Origin of the sequence: Dinghuibacter sp., assembly GCF_035492835.1 — a bacterium.
Classification (GTDB): domain Bacteria; phylum Bacteroidota; class Bacteroidia; order Chitinophagales; family Chitinophagaceae; genus Dinghuibacter.
In genome coordinates this window covers 1-16,573 of the sequence record NZ_DATJIY010000181.1, presented here as the reverse complement: position 1 = coordinate 16,573, position 16,573 = coordinate 1, and the positions used below count along the sequence as shown (strand labels likewise).

Genomic DNA, 16,573 nt, shown 5'->3' with positions numbered 1-16,573 from the left:
AAACTGACTCCGTGCCACCACCAGGACATATTTTGAATTTGCTTGTTCATCGGATGCAAATATGGGATGAAAATACATTTTTGCAAAAAAAATTTCTCGCCGGGTCCGCAGCGGCGCGGCGGGCGTCTAGAGCATCCCCTTCGTCGAGGGCAGATGATTGCTCAGCGGGTCCCTTCGCACCGCCATCCGTATGGCCCGCGCCAGCGCCTTGAAGATCGCTTCGATCTTGTGGTGCTCGTTGTCCCCGCGGCACACGACGTTCAGGTTGCAGCGGGCCGCGTCGGAGAAGGACTTGAAGAAGTGAAAAAACATCTCCGTAGGCATCTCCCCTATCTTCTCGCGTTTGAATTCCGCGTCCCACACGATCCAGCTCCGCCCCCCGAAGTCGATCAGCACCCGGGCGTCCGCGTCGTCCATCGGGAGCGCGAAACCATACCGCTCCATCCCGCGTTTGTCCGCCAGCGCCAGCGCAAAGGCCTCTCCCAGGGCGATCCCGGTGTCCTCGATGGTGTGGTGCTCGTCGATATGGAGGTCACCCGCGACTTTTATGGCCAGGTCCAGCCGTCCGTGACGCGCGATCTGATCCAGCATGTGGTCGAAGAACCCGATACCGGTATGAATATCCGACTTGCCGCTGCCGTCGATGTTCAGCGTCACCGCGATCCGGGTCTCCGCGGTGTTGCGCTCGTGCGTCACCTGGCGCAAACCGAGCCTGAAGTAACTGTAGATATCCGCCCAGTGAGGACTCTCCAGTGCCGTGACGGCGCGCAGGGCGGCCATGTCGTCATTGACCTCCGCGGCCCCGAGCCCTGGATCGTTGTTCAGCCAGATGGCTTTGCAACCCAGGTTCTTGGCCAGCTGTACGTCGGTGATGCGGTCCCCGATCACGTACGAGTTCTTTATGTCGTATGCCGGGTTGTCGATGTACTCCGTAAGCATACCGGTGTTGGGCTTCCGCGTCGGGGCATTGTCCTTGGCGAAGGTGCGGTCGATGTGCACGGCGCTGAAGACGACGTCCTCGTGTTTAAAGGACTCCAGGACAAAGTCCTGTACCGGCTGGAAGGTCGCCAGTGGAAAGGCCTCCGTACCCAGGCCATCCTGGTTGGTGACCATGACCAGCTCGTAGTCGAATTCCCGGGCGATCCGGCCCATCCATTCGAAGACGTGCGGGTAAAAAACCAGCTTCTCGAAGCTGTCGATCTGGTAGGATGGCGGCGCTTCCTTGATCAGCGTCCCGTCCCGGTCTATAAACAATATGCGCTTCATCGGGCTTTTTTAACCTCCGCCGCCGTCACCGCCGTCGCCTTGTTGCCAAAGCTGCGGCGGACATAGGTCAGCACGTCCGCGATCTCCTGGTCGGTCATCGTGGTATGCGGGGGCATTACGTTATGGTATTCGTAGTCGTCGATCGTCAGCGGCGTCGTCATGCCGTTCACGACGATCTTGATCAGGGCCGTCTTGTCCCCCTGGACATAGGTCGTTTTTACCAGGGGCGGGTTCATGTTCATCACGCCGGTGCCGTCGACCTGGTGACAGGTGAGGCATTGCTGCTGGTAAAGTTTCTTGCCCCGGGCCATTTGAGCGGCCAGCGGGTTTTGGGCGGTCTGCTGGGGGACGGCACCGTTATGGGGCGCGGCGCTCATGAGGAAAAACAGGATGCAAAGGGCGATAAGTGTGCTGTAAACCTTCATACATTATAGTTGGTCCCCAAAAATAGCGATCTCCGATGTCCGGTCAAGGCTAACCTTCTAGTGAGCCGTCGCCAACGGTATCGCCTCCATCACCGCCAGGAGCGCCCGGTTTTCTTCCGGCGTGCCCACGGTTATCCGGAGACACCCCTCGCACAGCTCTACGCGGCTCCGGTCGCGGACGATGATCCCCTTGTCAACCAGCTGCCGGTAGATACCGCGTGGATCGACGGTCTTTACCAGGAGGAAGTTCGCATCACTGGGATATACTGCCAGAACGACCGCCAGCCTGCCGAGCTCTTCGCTCAGCTTTTGGCGCTCGGCCACGGTCTCGCGTATCCACGCGTTCACCTCGTCCACCCGCTGTAAGGCTTCGAGCGCCAGCGCCTGGCTCGCCTGGCCGATGTTGTAGGGCGGCTTGATCTTGTTCATCACGTCCACGATCAGCGTGGAAGTAAAGGCCATGCCCACCCGCAAGGCCGCCAGGCCCCAGGCCTTCGACAGGGTTTGCATGACGACCAGGTTCGGGTATTCGGTCAGCTCCTGGATAAAGCTCCGGTGCCGTGAAAAATTGATGTACGCCTCGTCTATGACGACGATCCCCCCGAAATTATTCAGCAAAAGCTCGATATCGTTTCGGTTAAGCGCATTGCCGGTCGGATTGTTGGGGGAGCACACGAAAATCAATTTGGTCTGTTCATCCACCGCCAGCTCCAGCCCTTCGATATCCAGCTGGAAGTCGCTGGTCAGGGGGACCTTTTTTATGGAAACGTCGTTGATGTGCGCGCTCACCTCGTACATCCCGTAGGTCGGCGGGCAGATCAACACGTTGTCCACGCCCGGGTTGCAAAACGCCCGGTACATGATGTCGATCACCTCGTCGCTCCCATTCCCGATGAAGATGTGCTCTGCCGGTACGCCCTTGATCTCCGCGATCCGCTGTTTCAGTTTCCATTGCATCGGGTCCGGGTACCGGTTGTACGCGACCGGCAGGGGCGAGCCGAACGAGTTCTCGTTGGCGTCCAGGTAAATGCTGGCTTCGCCTTTGAATTCGTCCCTCGCGGAGGAATAGGGGACGAGGCGTTTGATGTTCTCCCGCAGGAGGTTGTTTATGTCGAAGTCCATAGTTCGTGTTTTGTCTTTGCGCCAGGCGCCGTTTTGCGGCGGCGCCGCGCGCCGGTTTATCCTTGTTTCAGCCGCAAGGCCACCGCCTGCGCGTGCGCCCGGAGCCCTTCGGCTTCGGCCATCGTCATCACCGCGGGTCCGAGATTTTCGAGCCCCTCGCGACTCAGCTCCTGGTAGGTGATCTTCCGTACGAAGCTGTCCATGCTCACGCCGCTATAGGCGCGGGCATATCCGTTGGTGGGCAGGGTGTGGTTAGTCCCGCTCGCGTAGTCACCGGCGCTCTCCGGAGACCAGGGTCCCAGAAAAACCGAACCCGCGTTCACGACGCAATCGGCTACCAGCCCTGGGTTGGCGCAATTGATTATCAGGTGCTCGGGGGCGTATTCGTTGACCAATTCCAGCGCCTCGGGCATATTGCCCAGGACGATGATCCGGCTGTGGGCCAGCGACCTTTCGGCCAGGTCCCTGCGGGGCAGCTCCTGCACCTGGCGCTGGACCTCGTTCATCACGCTACCCGCCAGTCCTTCGTCGGTGGTCACGAGGAGCACCTGGCTGTCCGCGCCGTGTTCCGCCTGGCTGAGCAGGTCGGCCGCCACGAAAGCGGGGTTCGCCGTGGCGTCCGCCAAAACGCACACCTCGCTCGGCCCCGCGGGCATATCGATGGCAACGCCTTCCTGTTGGACCAGCTGTTTGGCCCCGGTTACGTATTGGTTCCCGGGCCCGAATATCTTATATACACGGGGCACGCTTTCCGTCCCATAGGCCATCGCGCCGATCGCCTGAACGCCGCCTAGCCGGAAGACCGATTCGATCCCTACGACCCGTGCCGCATAAAGGATCGCCGGGTGCAGGTTACCGTGGTGGTCGGGGGGCGAGCAAAGGATGATCTCCCTGCAACCCGCCAGCTTCGCCGGGATGCCCAGCATCAGCAGGGTCGAGAACAGCGGCGCCGTCCCCCCCGGTATGTACAGCCCGACCTTTTCGATCGCGACGCTTTTGCGCCAGCAGCGCACGCCGGGCATGGTTTCGACCACCTGTGGCGTCTCACGCTGGGTGTTGTGGAAAACCTCGATGTTCTTTTTCGCCTGGTCGATGGCGGTCCTGAGGTCGTCCGTTACGGCGGCCGCGCCCGCACCGATGTCGTCCGGCGTCAATTTCAGGTTCGTGATACGGGCGCCGTCAAAACGCTCCGTCAGCTCCCGGAGCCCGCTGTCCCCTTTGGTCCGGACCTCGTCCAGGACGGCTTTTATCTTTGGCAGGAGCGCGCCCGCCTCGGCCAGGGGCCTGCGGATCAGTTGCTCCCATTCTACCCGCTCGGGATGATACGCGATCTGCATCAGATAATCATTTTTTCGATGGGTACGACCAAAATGCCCTGGGCCCCGGCTTCCTTCAGCTTTTCGATGATGTCCCAGAACTCGTTTTCGTTCACCACGCTGTGGACCGAGCTCCAGCCCTTTTCCGCCAGCGGCAGGACGGTGGGGCTTTTCATCCCGGGCAGCAGCCCGATGATCTCGTCCAGCCGGTCGTTGGGCGCGTTCAGCAGGATATATTTGTTGTTCCGCGCTTTTTTGACCGATTGTATCCGGAACAACAACTTTTGAAGGATCGCCATCTGCGCGTCGGACAACCCGCTGTTGCGGATAAGCACCGCCTGCGATTGCAGGATGGGCTGCACCTCCTTCAACCCGTTCATGAAGAGCGTGCTCCCGCTGGACACCAGGTCGCAGATCGCGTCCGCCAGCCCGATCCCCGGCGCGATCTCCACCGAACCGCTGATCTCGTGGATTTCCGCGGTTACGTTCTGTTCCTTTAAAAAGCGGTCCACCAGGACCGGATAGGTGGTCGCGATCCTTTTCCCTTCCAGAAAACGCGGCCCGTCGTAGTCGTCGTTGCGGCTCACGGCCACGGACAGACGGCATTTGCCAAAGCCCAGCTTCTCTACGACCGTGATCTTCTTGTTCTTTTCGTACACCACGTTTTCCCCCACGATCCCGATGTCTGCCACCCCGTCTTCCACATACTGCGGGATGTCGTCGTCCCGGAAAAAGAAAACTTCCAACGGAAAATTGCTCGCCTCCGTTTTGAGCTTGTTCACTCCGTTGGAGACATCGATCCCGCATTCCTTGAGGAGCTTCATCGAGTCCTCGTGCAGGCGACCGGATTTCTGGATGCCGATTCTAAGTTTCATATAATTTTAAAAAAAAAGAGGTTCGCTTTTTGGGCGAACCTCAGTGTTGTTTATCGTGGCGTACACAACATCACCGGCTCACCTGAGCGGAGCAAAAATGATGATGGTGATGTACGTGGATGTTCATGGACGCAAATATAGGGACTTACGCGAATTTTTTCGCATCCTCCAGGAATTTTGCCAGACCGATATCGGTCAGCGGGTGCTTCAGCAGGCCCAGTATGGGTTCCAGCGGAGAAGTCACCACGTCGGCCCCGGCTTCGGCGCACTTCACGATGTGGAGGGAAGAGCGGATCGAAGCGGCAAGGATTTCGGTCTTGTAGCTATAGGTCTGGTAGATGAGCGAGATCTGCTCGATCAGCTGTACCCCGTCCCAGTTGCTGTCGTCGATGCGACCGATAAACGGAGACACGTATTTGGCGCCGGCCTTTGCCGCCAGGAGGGCCTGACCGGCCGAAAACACCAGCGTACAGTTTGTAGCGATATTGTTGTCGGTGAACCAGCGGATGGCCTTTACGCCGTCCTTGATCATCGGCACCTTTACGATAATATTCGGGTGAATGGCGGCCAGCTTTTTCCCTTCCTCGATAATTTCGTTGAAGGTCGTGGAGATGACTTCAGCGCTGACGTCTCCCGTCTTGACAATGTCACAGATGGTGGCGTAGTGCTTGTATACAGCCTCCTGCCCCTTTACGCCCTCCTTCGCCATCAGGGAAGGGTTGGTCGTAACGCCGTCAAGGATACCGAGCTCATGCGCTTCCCTGATCTGCTCGAGGTTGGCCGTGTCGATAAAGAATTTCATGATCGTATGGTGTTATGTTTGTCCCGCAAAGATAAGAAATATAGCGCGCCAAAATCCGGCCCGAAGGGCCAAGCGGCCGTCGGCCGCTCCATAGCGCGCCGCCGGCGCGCTGCCCGAAGGGCCATCTTTAGCCTTTTTTTGCGGGGCATCGTAAGTTTGCCTGCACTACGATGCCCCGCAAAAAAAAATGGCAAGTTACTTATATCGCACCGCTCAACCACTTACCCTTGCTGCCTTCCGGCCCTGGGGGAGTTCAGCAGGAGCTGGTCGTATAAGACTTGCCGGGGCAAAGATAAGGGAATCTTAATAAAGAAAAAAAGTCGCAGTGCAACAACATGGCTCGGAAGCGCCTACGGCGTCTGCTGCGCATTCTTTTGCGGCAGCGAATTCACCCGGCCGAGCCCGACCAGCTCGTCGAAGCGCCCGCCGAGCGGCCGGTAATACACCAGGATGAGGTACGCGTTCTCGGTCTCGAAAAAGTTCCCTTCGGTCTGGTCGGTCGTAAGGGAGCCGTCGGAAGAGCGCAGCAGATACATATAGTCATAATAACCCTGCTTCAGGAGCAGAGAGTTCGTGTAGACGTGGCGCTGCGCGTCCCAGGTCATGCGGGTGCTGTCGCCCAGCTCGTAGTTGGTGAGCTCGCCGTATAAAAAGAGGTCCTTGCCCTCGTAGGGCTCCCCGCCTGGGGGCGCGTAGACGAAGTGGACGCGGCCGTAGTCGCCCTGGTAAGGAACGTTGATCTGCTCGGAGGCGGTGATGGTATAGAAACCGTTATAGTCCTGGTAGACGATGAACGGCAGCGCGGCGCGGGAGGGGTCGGGCTTGAGGTACACGTTGATGGCTGAAGTGCCTTCGTCGATGTGGGCGATGCGGTCGCTCATAAAACGGTAGCTGCGGTTATCCAGCCAGCGCCATTCCCGGGCGCCGGGGAGGACGGCATCCTGCTCCGGATTGTACTCCAGCGAATTATTGCGCACGAAGGTGGGCTGGATGTCGTATTTGGCCAGGGCCCAGCACCAGTTCTGCACGACGACGACCTTTACCTCCTGCGTAGGGCTGGTGAAGGTGCGCGAGCCCAGGCCCACCGAAAACTGGACCTTCTGGTGGGTGTTGTGGGTGTCGCTGGAATAGGGCGGCTGGACTTCGGCGGTGACCGGCATGGTGTTGTTGACGACGAGCATGCGCACCTGGAAAGCGACATCCGCCGGGTCGCCGTTGACATAGACCTTCAGCAGATAGTTCCCCCCCTTGGACGGCGCATAACCCGCGTCGGGAAGCGTGGTGTGCCAGTGGGTATATTTTTGAAGCGCGATCGAGGACATCCGGTAGGAATTAAGCTGGACGCCGGCAAAGCCCTTGAGGTATTCCATGGCGTTGAGGGTGGTGGGGCTCCAGTCTTCGTTGCGCAGCTCGAAGGCGTAGGTATAGTTCTTGACGTCGCCGTCGAGGTCGTCGAAGGCGAGGTCCAGGAGGTCTCCCCCGCTGAGCTGGATGACCGGCGGCGTCGTCTGGCTGCCCTTGGCATACAACTGTACGCTCCGGATGTTGGGCTTGAATACGTGCGTGCCGCCGTCGTCGTCCTGGGCGGTTGCCCGGCAGAAAGTTCCGAGGAACAGAAGGGCCAGTAAAGAGTTCTTCAAATCCATTAGTTTTACAGATCAACAAAAGTACGCGCTTTGAGCATTGCCGAGTTTATCGCCAAACGCATCGCCTTTAACCGGGAACGGACCTTTTCGCGTTTTATCATCCGGCTGGCGATCATCGCCGTTACCCTGAGCGTGGCGACAATGATCGTGGCCCTGTCCTTTACCAACGGTTTCCAGTCTGTCATCAGCCAGAAAGTGTTCAGCTTCTGGGGACATATCCGCGTCGAGCACTACGAACCCGAGCAAACCATCATCGCCGAAGAGACGCCCATCGCCAAAAACGATACCGTCCTGGAAGCCGTCCACTCCGATCCGCGGGTCGGCTATATCGACGCCTTCGCCACCAAATCGGCCATGCTAAAGACCAACGAAGGAATCGAAGGAATATTATTCAAGGGAGTCGAAAAGGACTTCCATTTCGACCGTCTCTCCGCTTTTCTCCGGCAAGGTCACTGGGTGAGCTTCCCCGACAGCGGATACAGCCACGAGATCGACCTCTCCGAATATACGGCAAGCCAGCTAAAGCTCCACGTGGGGGATGGCGTCCTGATCTATTTTATTCAGCCCAACGCGCCACCCCGCGCCCGGAAGCTCCAGGTAGCGGGTATCTATAAAACCGGGATCGAAGAGTACGACCATAATTTCTGTTTGGGGGACCTCCGGCTGATCCGCCGTTTGAACGACTGGGATTCGACGAAGATCGGGGGCTACGAGGTTTTTGTAAAAGACTACCGGGAAATGGCCTCCGTCAACGATTCCGTGCGGCAGCTGCTCCCCCCCGAATGGAACTGCCAGACCATCCAGGACGTCTACCCGAACATCTTCGACTGGCTGAACCTCCAGAACACGACGAAGGGGCTGACGCTGATCATCATGACCATCGTCGCGGTGCTGAACCTGGTCACCTGTCTGATCATCCTCGTCCTGGAGCGCACCCGCATGGTCGGCATCCTGAAAGCCATCGGCAGCACCGACAACACCATCCAGGGCATATTCCTGATACACGCGGGCCTGATCACATTCTGGGGCATATTCCTGGGCACCGCCCTCGGTCTCGGGTTGTGCTGGCTCCAACAGTCGACGGGGCTGATCAAGCTCGACGAGGACGCCTACTACATGCCCGTCGCCCCGATCAAGATCGTCTGGTGGCAGATCGCGGCGACCGACATCTTTACCTTGGTTATTTGTTTTGCCGTGATGCTGATACCCGTACAGTTGGTAAAACGCATCTCGCCCGTGCGGGCCATCCGTTTCAACTAGGCGGGCTGCACCAGGTGCGACAGTATGATCCCCGTCGCGATCGCCGCGTTCAGCGACTCCGCTTCGCCCGCGCGGGGGATGGTCACTTCCCGGGTAGCCAACGCGCGGAGCGCGGGACTTATGCCCTTGGATTCGTTCCCGATCAGGATATAACCGGGCGGCTGCCGGGTCAACCGGGTCACCGGCTCCCCCTCCAGCGTGGCGGCGTATACCGGCCGGCCGGAGGACGCGATGCCGGCCGCCAGGTCGGTGTAGGCGTGATGTACGCGCAGGAAGCTGCCCATCGTCGCCTGTATCACTTTGGGGTTGTACCACTCGGCGCAGGTCGGGGAGCACAACAGGTAGCCGACGCCGAACCAGTCCGCGATCCGGATGATGGTCCCCAGGTTGCCGGGATCCTGGATGGCGTCGAGCGCGAGGCACCAGCTACCCGGCGGCAGCGACCAGGCGTCCTCTTTTTCCTCCAGCACGAGCAACACTTCGTTGGGCGTGACCAACGCGGAAATCCGCTCCAGCTCCGCTTCGCTCACGGCCGATACCCGCCCCGCCGGCACCCTTTCCAGCAGCGATGCGTTTGCGGTTATCCATGCGGGTAAGGCCGCCACCAACCGGACCCGTCCGGGCGCCCGGTCCAATACTTCCGCGGCGATCTTGGGTCCTTCGGCTAAAAATACCTTGGCCTCGAGCCTGAATTTTTTCTGGTGTAAACTTTGAATATATTTAATTTGTGCCTTACTGAGCATAACTTATGAATGTGGCGTCTCGTTTACAATGGCTGTGTTTGCTGGCCCTGTGTTTCGGCCAATACGGCTGCTACCGGGCCAGTCACTACCAGTATGACAAGCCGTTCGTTTTCAAAAATAACATAGAAGTCACTGCCGACGTGAGCCCGGACGAAAAAAAAGACCTGGAGCGGAACCTCGCCCTCCAGCTCGACGACAGTCTCCAGCCAAACGTCAGGGACTACGTTTTCCTCATACACATCACCCAGACCCCCGCCGTATACGACACGAGCTATGCCAACAACTCGCTGGCCACGATGCGGTATTATATGTTCAACCAGGGGTTTTTCAGCCCGGAGCAGGGATACACCTACCGGATCGACACCGTCCGCGCCAAAAGCAAGCACCACCGGAAGATCAGGGTCACCACGAACTTCTTTGTACAGGCGGGTCCCCGGACGCTGCTCGACTCCATCGTCTACGACATACGCGATTCCACGCTGCAGCACCTGACCGACTCCTCTCACCCGGCCACGCTGCTGGTCCATGGCGATCCGTTCAACCAGGACAAGCTACAGGGCGAAGTCAACCGGCTGATCGACGTCTATAAGAACAACGGCTACTACGCCATCACCCAGGACGCCTTCCAGGTCCAGCTGGATACCGCCAACCCGTTGCTGATCAACCCGGCGATCGATCCCCTGGAACGGATCCACCTGTTCAGCGAGCAAAAGCGCCAGCAAAAGAACCCGACCACCGACCTCTACCTGACCCTGGCGCCCAACCTGGACAGCAACCTGATCAAAAAATATTTCATCCGGCAGGTATTCATCTACCCCGATTTCGAAACGACCCGCGACAACCGGAAGACGCCGCTGACCGGTTTGTACCTGGACAGCATCAACCTGCGGTATCATGAGCTGCGCTTCAAGCCGGGCTTTTTGATCCGTAACAACTTCCTCCAGCCCGGGGCCCTTTACCGCCAGGACGACTACAACAAGACGCTCAATACGCTCAACTTCCTGGGGGTCTGGCAGGTGCCCATCATCCAGGCCCGCGAAGTCCGGGATGTCGCGTCTGTGCAAAAAGTGGCCGACAGCACGCGGAAAGTAACCATCGCGGACAGCTCCCAGGCGGCCCATACCTTTGTTGAAGACAGCATCCGGGCCGCCAGGGCTGCCGTCGCGGACAGCACGCGGAAGGCGGCGAAACTGCGGGGCGACAGCGCGCAGCCGGCCCACGAAGACAACGAAACCCTGCTGGCCGGGGGCGTTTCGCCGGATTATAAAGCCTTCGCCGCGCACCGGAGGGACTCCATCGGTCTGCTCGACTTCTACTACCTCTTGACACCCGCCAAAAAACAAAGCTTTAACGCCGGCGCCGAATTGAACTATTCCAACAACAGCGCCACCCTGACCAACAACCCGGTGGCGACCGGTAACCTTTTTGGCGCCAACGCCGACGTATCGATCACCAACCGGAACCTGGGCAAGGAAGCGATCGCCATGACCAACGGCGTCAACGGCGGCGTCGAGGTGAACCCGGCCTACGGCTGGGGTATCGCTTCCGTGGACGTGGGATATACCAATACGATCACCATTCCGCGTTTTGTCACGCCGCTGAAGAGCGTCAACCATATCCGCCCGTTGGCCGCCCAGACCATATTCAATACGAGCGCCACGTATGTCGAACGCGTTGGTTACTTCGACCTGAACATGCTCAGCTTCAAATATGGCTACCAGTGGAAGACCAAGCCGAACGTCGTTTGGACCTACAACCCCGTCGACGTGGAGTATACCTATCTCTACAATACGACAGACGTCTTCAACAAGGCGCTCGATTCGATCCCAAACCTGCGTTTTGCGTACACCAATGCGCTGATCATGGCGCAGAACGGCGCCGTTTTCTGGACATTCTCCAACCACCGCCATCCCAACCGCACCAGTAACCTCAGGGCCGCCATCGAAACGTCCGGCCTGCTGGCCGGGATCGCCAAAAAAAGCAGCAACGGCGAGCTCTTTGGCAAGCTCTCCGAGTATATCCGGCCCACGGTCGAATACCGGCACGAGATAAAGTACCGCAACAACAACTCCTGGGACTTCCGTTTGTTCTCCGGCGTGGGCATCCCGCTGGGGGGCGACTCCACCCTACCCTTCTTCAAGCAGTTCGTCGCGGGCGGTCCCAACAGTATGCGGGCCTGGGCCTTCCGCAACCTCGGCCCCGGGTCCACCCACCTGGCGCGGTACCAGAACAACAATTACTTTTTCGACCGTTTCGGCGACATCCAGTTCGAAGGCAACATCGAATACCGCTATAACATCGCCGAGATCGTACCGAACTCGATGTATTTGAAGGGCGCCGTTTTCACCGATATCGGCAACGTGTGGGACTTCAAAAAACAGCCCAGCGCCCCGGGTTCGACGCCCGCGTACGACAGCGCCACCCTCGACATCTCGCACTTTTACCAGGAGCTGGCGGTGGGCGCCGGGGTCGGCTTCCGGCTTGACTTCAACTATTTCGTGCTGCGCTTTGACTTCGGGTTCCGCTTCAAAAAGCCCGACGAGCCCCTCCACGACGGGTGGCAGTGGCCGGATATCAACCTGGCGCACGTGTTCGGGCGGGGCCAGGATAATAAGGAGTGGCGGTATAACAACTATAACTTCAGCTTCGGGATCGGGTACTCATTCTGACGCGGCGCCTGATGCCTCTTCCGCGGCCCGCGCCGCGCGCACCTCCTTTACAAACCCTTCGACCGATTGCGCGTCCTCCACACGGAAATCCCCGATGCGCGTCCGGCGCAACTTGCTCAGGTAGCCGCCGCACCCCAGCGCTTCGCCGAAGTCATTGGCCAGGCTGCGGATATACGTGCCCGTGGAACACACGACGCGCACCTCTACCTCCGGCAGGTTCAACGCAACGATCTCGAACGTCTTTATCGTCACCGGCCGGGGTTCCAGCTGGACTTCCTTCCCCTTGCGGGCGGCCAGGTAGACGGGTTTGCCGCCTTGTTTGATCGCGGAATGGGCGGGCGGCACCTGGAGGATGTCGCCCCTGAAGTGTTGGGCCGCCGCTTCACAGGCCGACGGCGTTACGTTATCCGGGCTCGCTACGGGTTGCGGCTCGCTCTCCAGGTCATACGTGGGTGTTTTTGCCCCCAAGGTGAAGGTTGCCAGGTATTCCTTTTCCTGACCCATGTATTCATTGATGCGTTTGGTAAACTTTCCGGTGCAGACGATCAGCAGGCCGGTGGCCAGGGGGTCCAGGGTACCGGCATGTCCTACTTTCTTGATTTTGATTGCGCTACGCACTTTGGCGACGACGTCGAAGGAGGTCCATTCGAGCGGTTTATCGATCAACAGCGTTCTGCCGTCGGTGAACGCCTGTTCCAGGTTTGTGAGTGTTTTCATCCAGGGCGCAAAAATAAGGTTCCCCCGGACCGATTTGTTGTTTGGAAGTGTCAAAAAATCCCTACATTAGCAGCCATCTACAAAGAAAAAAGCCACCTGTAGAAACAGACGGCCTCTAACGATTGCTTGCCATATGAAAAAGTTCTAAAAATCAGCTATTTATCGGACCTCTAACTGTTTGCCACTCTTCTCTCTACGATTGTCTTGCCATATGTTCTGATCCGATGACGATGTAAAAGTACTCCACGTTTTCCAGCTCCATAAAACAAGTTATTGGCGGTTTTATCATGCCAAAGGGGTTAATAAAATACAAAAACCCAGGCTGATACTGCGTTCCAGCGAATTTATGCTATGACGTCCAACGCTCAATTGGGGTCGTATATGTCTATTTTAAAAGACACACATAATCGATTTCCATATATCAAAATCTTGCTCTACATTTACGCCAGCTTATCCTCCAAAAGTCCTTCGCGAAACCTTCTCCTCTAAGATCCAGATTTTCCTTTTTTGCATTTGTATCATTTTTGAGTACCCAGTGTAATCCGTGCCCGGCATGATAACGATGACCGGAATGCAATCATTTTTCTTAATAACCAAATACCGTCGCTTATGAACAATTCGATTACACTCGAAATCGCCGTTGCCGTTTTTACTTTTGTCGCTCCGTCTGTGTACGTTGCGTACGAAGTGATCCGTTTCAACCGGACGCTGAAGCCGAAAAAACACTGATTGTAAGTACCATCCATATCCCGCAAAAGCCTTTTGCGCATCATCCCATATCTTATGGCGGGGCCCGAAGTTCGGGCCCTTTTGCATTTTTGGCCGCGGGCGTTATTTCACGGGCGCCGCGTCACCGTGTCACTTCGCGGTCTTTGCGTCGCCGGTCTTTTTCAGGTAGTCCTCCTTCAATTCCTTTAGGGACGCGAGATACCCCTCCCGGTCGAAGAATGCCCCGGGATGATAACCCGGCCGGTATTTTTTCTCCAGGTCGCATTGGCTGACGTGGCCGGCCAGGAAGATGTCGAACCGTATCCGGGGCATGGTATCCAACGTATGCGCAAAGTCCCGCCAGATCCCGGGATAGCAGGGCATTTCGGGGAACGTCATCTCGGAGAGTATTGTGGGCATGTTGGCGATCAAAACACGGTAGGAGCGGTGTTGATCCTTTACCGTAAAAAGATAGCTGCAGGCGCCTTTGGTATGACCGGGGTGGTGGAGCACCGTAACGGTCATACCGCCCCATTCGATGTTGTCTCCGTTGTGTAACAACCGGTCCACCTTGACGGGTTCAAATAGGGGTCCCTTGCTACCCATGGTGCAATCCGAGTTTCCGCCATCCGCAAGGAGGGGCGCATCGCGCTCTTCGACCATGAGCCGCGCCCCCGTCGCTTTCCTGATGGCCGCCATCGCGCCTACGTGGTCGAAATGGGCCTGGTTGGTGAGGAGTATCCTGATATCGGTAAACCTGAACCCCAGTGACTCGACGTGCCGGCGGATCATGGTATCGGAACCGGCCAGCCCTGTATTGATCAGTATATGCCCCTGCGGCGTAGTGATGAGGTAGCTGCTCAATTCCGCCGTTCCGACGTAATACAGGTTACCCGCGATACGGAAGGGCGGGAAGTCCTGGGACCAGGAGGCCGGTCGGGTCCCTTGTTGAGCGGGGCTTTTGGAGTAAAACAGGAGGAGGTGCAAGAGTAGCAATACGGCAGGCTTTTTCATTCGATTCAAATTTTATGGGAATATACAAACGATGCGTATATCTACGCGTGCGTTATGCAAACATCTACGCAATCTGCGCCCAATACCGGTTTGCGGTATTGACGCGGCTACGCGGCAGCGATAGTTTTGTAAAAAAATACATCGTGAAAGAATCCGTAATCGCAAGGCTCATGTTATGCCTTCTCGCTCTGGGGCTGGTGCTTCCGGCCTGTACCAAACAAGGTCCCACCGGCGCGACCGGCGCCACGGGACCCGCGGGTCCTTCGGGTCCGACCGGGCCCACAGGCGCCAAGGGGAACGCCAACGTCGTTTACTCCGCGTGGGACTCTTCATTTAGCGGGACCAGCGCCGTCTGGCAGGTGCCCGCCCTCACCACCGGCGTTTTGGACAGCGCCGCGGTCATGGTGTATGTCCGGCAAAACGGTTACGTATATCCGGTGCCCTATGACAACGTCAACGGGAGCGGCTTCTACATCAACGACCTGTTGTGGCCGGGCCAGATTTCGCTGTTCTGCAGCAGCGCCTACAACCTGAACGAATTCGCATTCCGGTATGTTATCATCCCGCCGGGTGTGGCGGGGCAAAGCGAGGCGCCCAGCTACGAGGAGCTCGTTTCCCAATACCATCTTACCCCATAAGCTCCGGGTGGCGCCGCGCGATCAACGCCCGGTCATCGGCGCTCAGCGCCGTAATGGGCACCGGCGTATCCTGCGGACGCAGCCCCTTTTGGTTGATCCTGTTCATCAGGCTCCAGTCCTTGACCGGTTTTGCGACAGAGGGGTCTGCCGGCTCGCGCGCCGGCAGATCGTAGCGGGTAAAGTCGATGACCAGCTCCGGGGTGTTCTTGTGCCAGTTACGGAGCAGGGCCAGGCGGAAATCCTTGTTCATGAACCAGCGGATCTGCTCGTTCCCCCAGGAGCTGCCGATGCCGAGGCCCTTTTCTTCAAAGCGGTAGTGGAGCGCGTCATTGCTGCGGAACTGCTGCCGCCAAAGGCGACCGAATTCCCCGAACGAAACGAACCGCACGTCCGGCCAGCGCTCGAGCGTCGATCCGACCCAGCGCTCCATGGCCCGGTTCGCAAAGGTATCGTCCCACCAGGGCCGCTGCCGTTCGGGTATTTTGGCCAGCGCGGCTTCCCAGATATTGGGTATCCAGCCAAAACCGTTCAGCTCAAAACCCCGGTCGAAGTGGAGGGACTGGGTATGCATGACCGAAAGGTTCCCGATGTCGAGCCCCCATTCCCCATAAGATTCGATCGGGCCGACGCCGCGCCGGCTGCTGGCGCCGTTGTACAGGGTGGTGCCGGTGACGCCGCCGCTCACCGTTGCGTTCAGGAAGTCCACGCTCCAGCCGTCAAGGGAGACGCAGTCGATGAAATCGGCCGCCCCTTGCGCCGGTTTGCAGAAGTGCTCCCGCGACGGGTAATAGGGATAGGAGATCGAGCCGTCCGCGCCGCCGCCGTCGACTTCGTGCTGGCTCCAGATCACCGAATGCGCGACGTGGATGTTTTCCTTTTCGGAAAGGTAGGCGAGGTTGTCCGCGGACAAAAAACCGCCCATGATACACTCGGGGCGGTAGCCACCGCCCACCATCGAGGAAATCTCCCGTATCGCTTCGCTCATTTCCCGGTTTACGCGCTCCCGCGGCAGGTACATCGCGGGGAAATAGCCCGGAAAATAAGAAACTTCGTCCCCGTAACGCTGTTGGCATTCGACGACGTATTTCCGGATGTCCGCATAGTGCGGCCGTTTGTCCTCCAGGGCGTTCAGCGTAAAACCCCAGGTCAGCCGGCCGTTGGGGTTGTGTCTGGCAAACGCTTCGCGCATGCCTCGGACCACTTCCGGGGTGTGCGCGAAATATTCGTCCCGGTCGATGAGCTTTACGTCACGCGATACTTCCCAGGGGGAGGTGCGGATCATGATGCACAAGGTCACGAAGCGGTGACCCATCAGCGTTGCCGGAGTCGTCAACGTGGCCGCCCGCAGCAGGGGCGAGCCCGCCAGGGCCGC

General features: G+C 58.3%; 14 protein-coding genes and 1 other RNA gene. 3 read left to right on the top strand and 12 right to left on the bottom strand.

Going from position 1 to position 16,573, the window contains the following annotated elements:
- Positions 1-126 precede the first annotated feature (126 nt).
- From hisB to VL547_RS17085, 8 genes are all read right to left on the bottom strand, one after another.
- Positions 127-1,266: a bifunctional histidinol-phosphatase/imidazoleglycerol-phosphate dehydratase HisB gene (gene hisB, locus VL547_RS17120; RefSeq protein WP_325580092.1), complete on the bottom strand. Its 1,140-nt coding sequence runs from the start codon at positions 1,264-1,266 to the stop codon at positions 127-129.
- Positions 1,263-1,691 (bottom strand): cytochrome c, encoded by a 429-nt coding sequence (locus tag VL547_RS17115; RefSeq protein ID WP_325580090.1) that lies wholly within the window; start codon positions 1,689-1,691, stop codon positions 1,263-1,265. The genes hisB and VL547_RS17115 overlap by 4 nt, the downstream gene beginning before the upstream one ends.
- Before the next feature lie 57 nt (positions 1,692-1,748).
- On the bottom strand, positions 1,749-2,813 hold the full coding sequence (gene hisC, locus VL547_RS17110; RefSeq protein WP_325580088.1) for a histidinol-phosphate transaminase: 1,065 nt from the start codon (positions 2,811-2,813) through the stop codon (positions 1,749-1,751).
- A gap of 56 nt (positions 2,814-2,869) precedes the next feature.
- A complete protein-coding gene (gene hisD / locus VL547_RS17105) occupies positions 2,870-4,150 on the bottom strand; it encodes a histidinol dehydrogenase (protein WP_325580086.1) in 1,281 nt (426 codons plus the stop codon).
- Positions 4,150-5,004, bottom strand: a complete 855-nt coding sequence (hisG, locus tag VL547_RS17100; protein WP_325580084.1) for an ATP phosphoribosyltransferase — start codon at positions 5,002-5,004, stop codon at positions 4,150-4,152. The genes hisD and hisG overlap by 1 nt, the downstream gene beginning before the upstream one ends.
- A gap of 145 nt (positions 5,005-5,149) precedes the next feature.
- Positions 5,150-5,806: a fructose-6-phosphate aldolase gene (gene fsa / locus VL547_RS17095; protein WP_325580080.1), complete on the bottom strand. Its 657-nt coding sequence runs from the start codon at positions 5,804-5,806 to the stop codon at positions 5,150-5,152.
- Between the two features lie 185 nt (positions 5,807-5,991).
- An RNA gene (ffs, locus tag VL547_RS17090) (signal recognition particle sRNA small type) lies at positions 5,992-6,090 on the bottom strand.
- 66 nt (positions 6,091-6,156) lie between these two features.
- Complete coding sequence (locus VL547_RS17085) at positions 6,157-7,446, bottom strand: type IX secretion system plug protein domain-containing protein (protein WP_325580077.1); 1,290 nt, start codon at positions 7,444-7,446, stop codon at positions 6,157-6,159.
- Between the two features lie 36 nt (positions 7,447-7,482).
- Between VL547_RS17085 and VL547_RS17080 the strand changes: the two genes are divergently transcribed.
- Entirely contained in the window at positions 7,483-8,712 is a 1,230-nt protein-coding gene (locus tag VL547_RS17080; protein WP_325580075.1) for an ABC transporter permease, read from the top strand.
- Here the strand turns inward: VL547_RS17080 and VL547_RS17075 are convergent.
- Complete coding sequence (locus VL547_RS17075; RefSeq protein WP_325580073.1) at positions 8,709-9,455, bottom strand: RNA methyltransferase; 747 nt, start codon at positions 9,453-9,455, stop codon at positions 8,709-8,711. The two genes, VL547_RS17080 and VL547_RS17075, sit on opposite strands and share 4 nt — an antisense overlap.
- Positions 9,456-9,466: 11 nt before the next feature.
- On the opposite strand from VL547_RS17075, the gene VL547_RS17070 reads away from it, so the two are divergent.
- A complete protein-coding gene (locus VL547_RS17070) occupies positions 9,467-12,124 on the top strand; it encodes a BamA/TamA family outer membrane protein (protein ID WP_325580069.1) in 2,658 nt (885 codons plus the stop codon).
- Here the strand turns inward: VL547_RS17070 and truB are convergent.
- The gene (gene truB, locus VL547_RS17065) at positions 12,116-12,841 is read right to left on the bottom strand and encodes a tRNA pseudouridine(55) synthase TruB (RefSeq protein WP_325580067.1); all 726 of its coding nucleotides are present in this window, start codon (positions 12,839-12,841) and stop codon (positions 12,116-12,118) included. The two genes, VL547_RS17070 and truB, sit on opposite strands and share 9 nt — an antisense overlap.
- An 858-nt stretch (positions 12,842-13,699) precedes the next feature.
- The gene (gene bla / locus VL547_RS17060; protein ID WP_325580065.1) at positions 13,700-14,563 is read right to left on the bottom strand and encodes a subclass B3 metallo-beta-lactamase; all 864 of its coding nucleotides are present in this window, start codon (positions 14,561-14,563) and stop codon (positions 13,700-13,702) included.
- 170 nt (positions 14,564-14,733) lie between these two features.
- Between bla and VL547_RS17055 the strand changes: the two genes are divergently transcribed.
- Positions 14,734-15,201, top strand: coding sequence for a hypothetical protein (locus tag VL547_RS17055; protein WP_325580064.1), 468 nt, complete (start codon positions 14,734-14,736; stop codon positions 15,199-15,201).
- Here the strand turns inward: VL547_RS17055 and VL547_RS17050 are convergent.
- Positions 15,191-16,573, bottom strand: a 1,383-nt coding sequence (locus tag VL547_RS17050) for a DUF3863 domain-containing protein (protein ID WP_325580062.1), incomplete at its 5' end; no start/stop codon positions are given. The two genes, VL547_RS17055 and VL547_RS17050, sit on opposite strands and share 11 nt — an antisense overlap.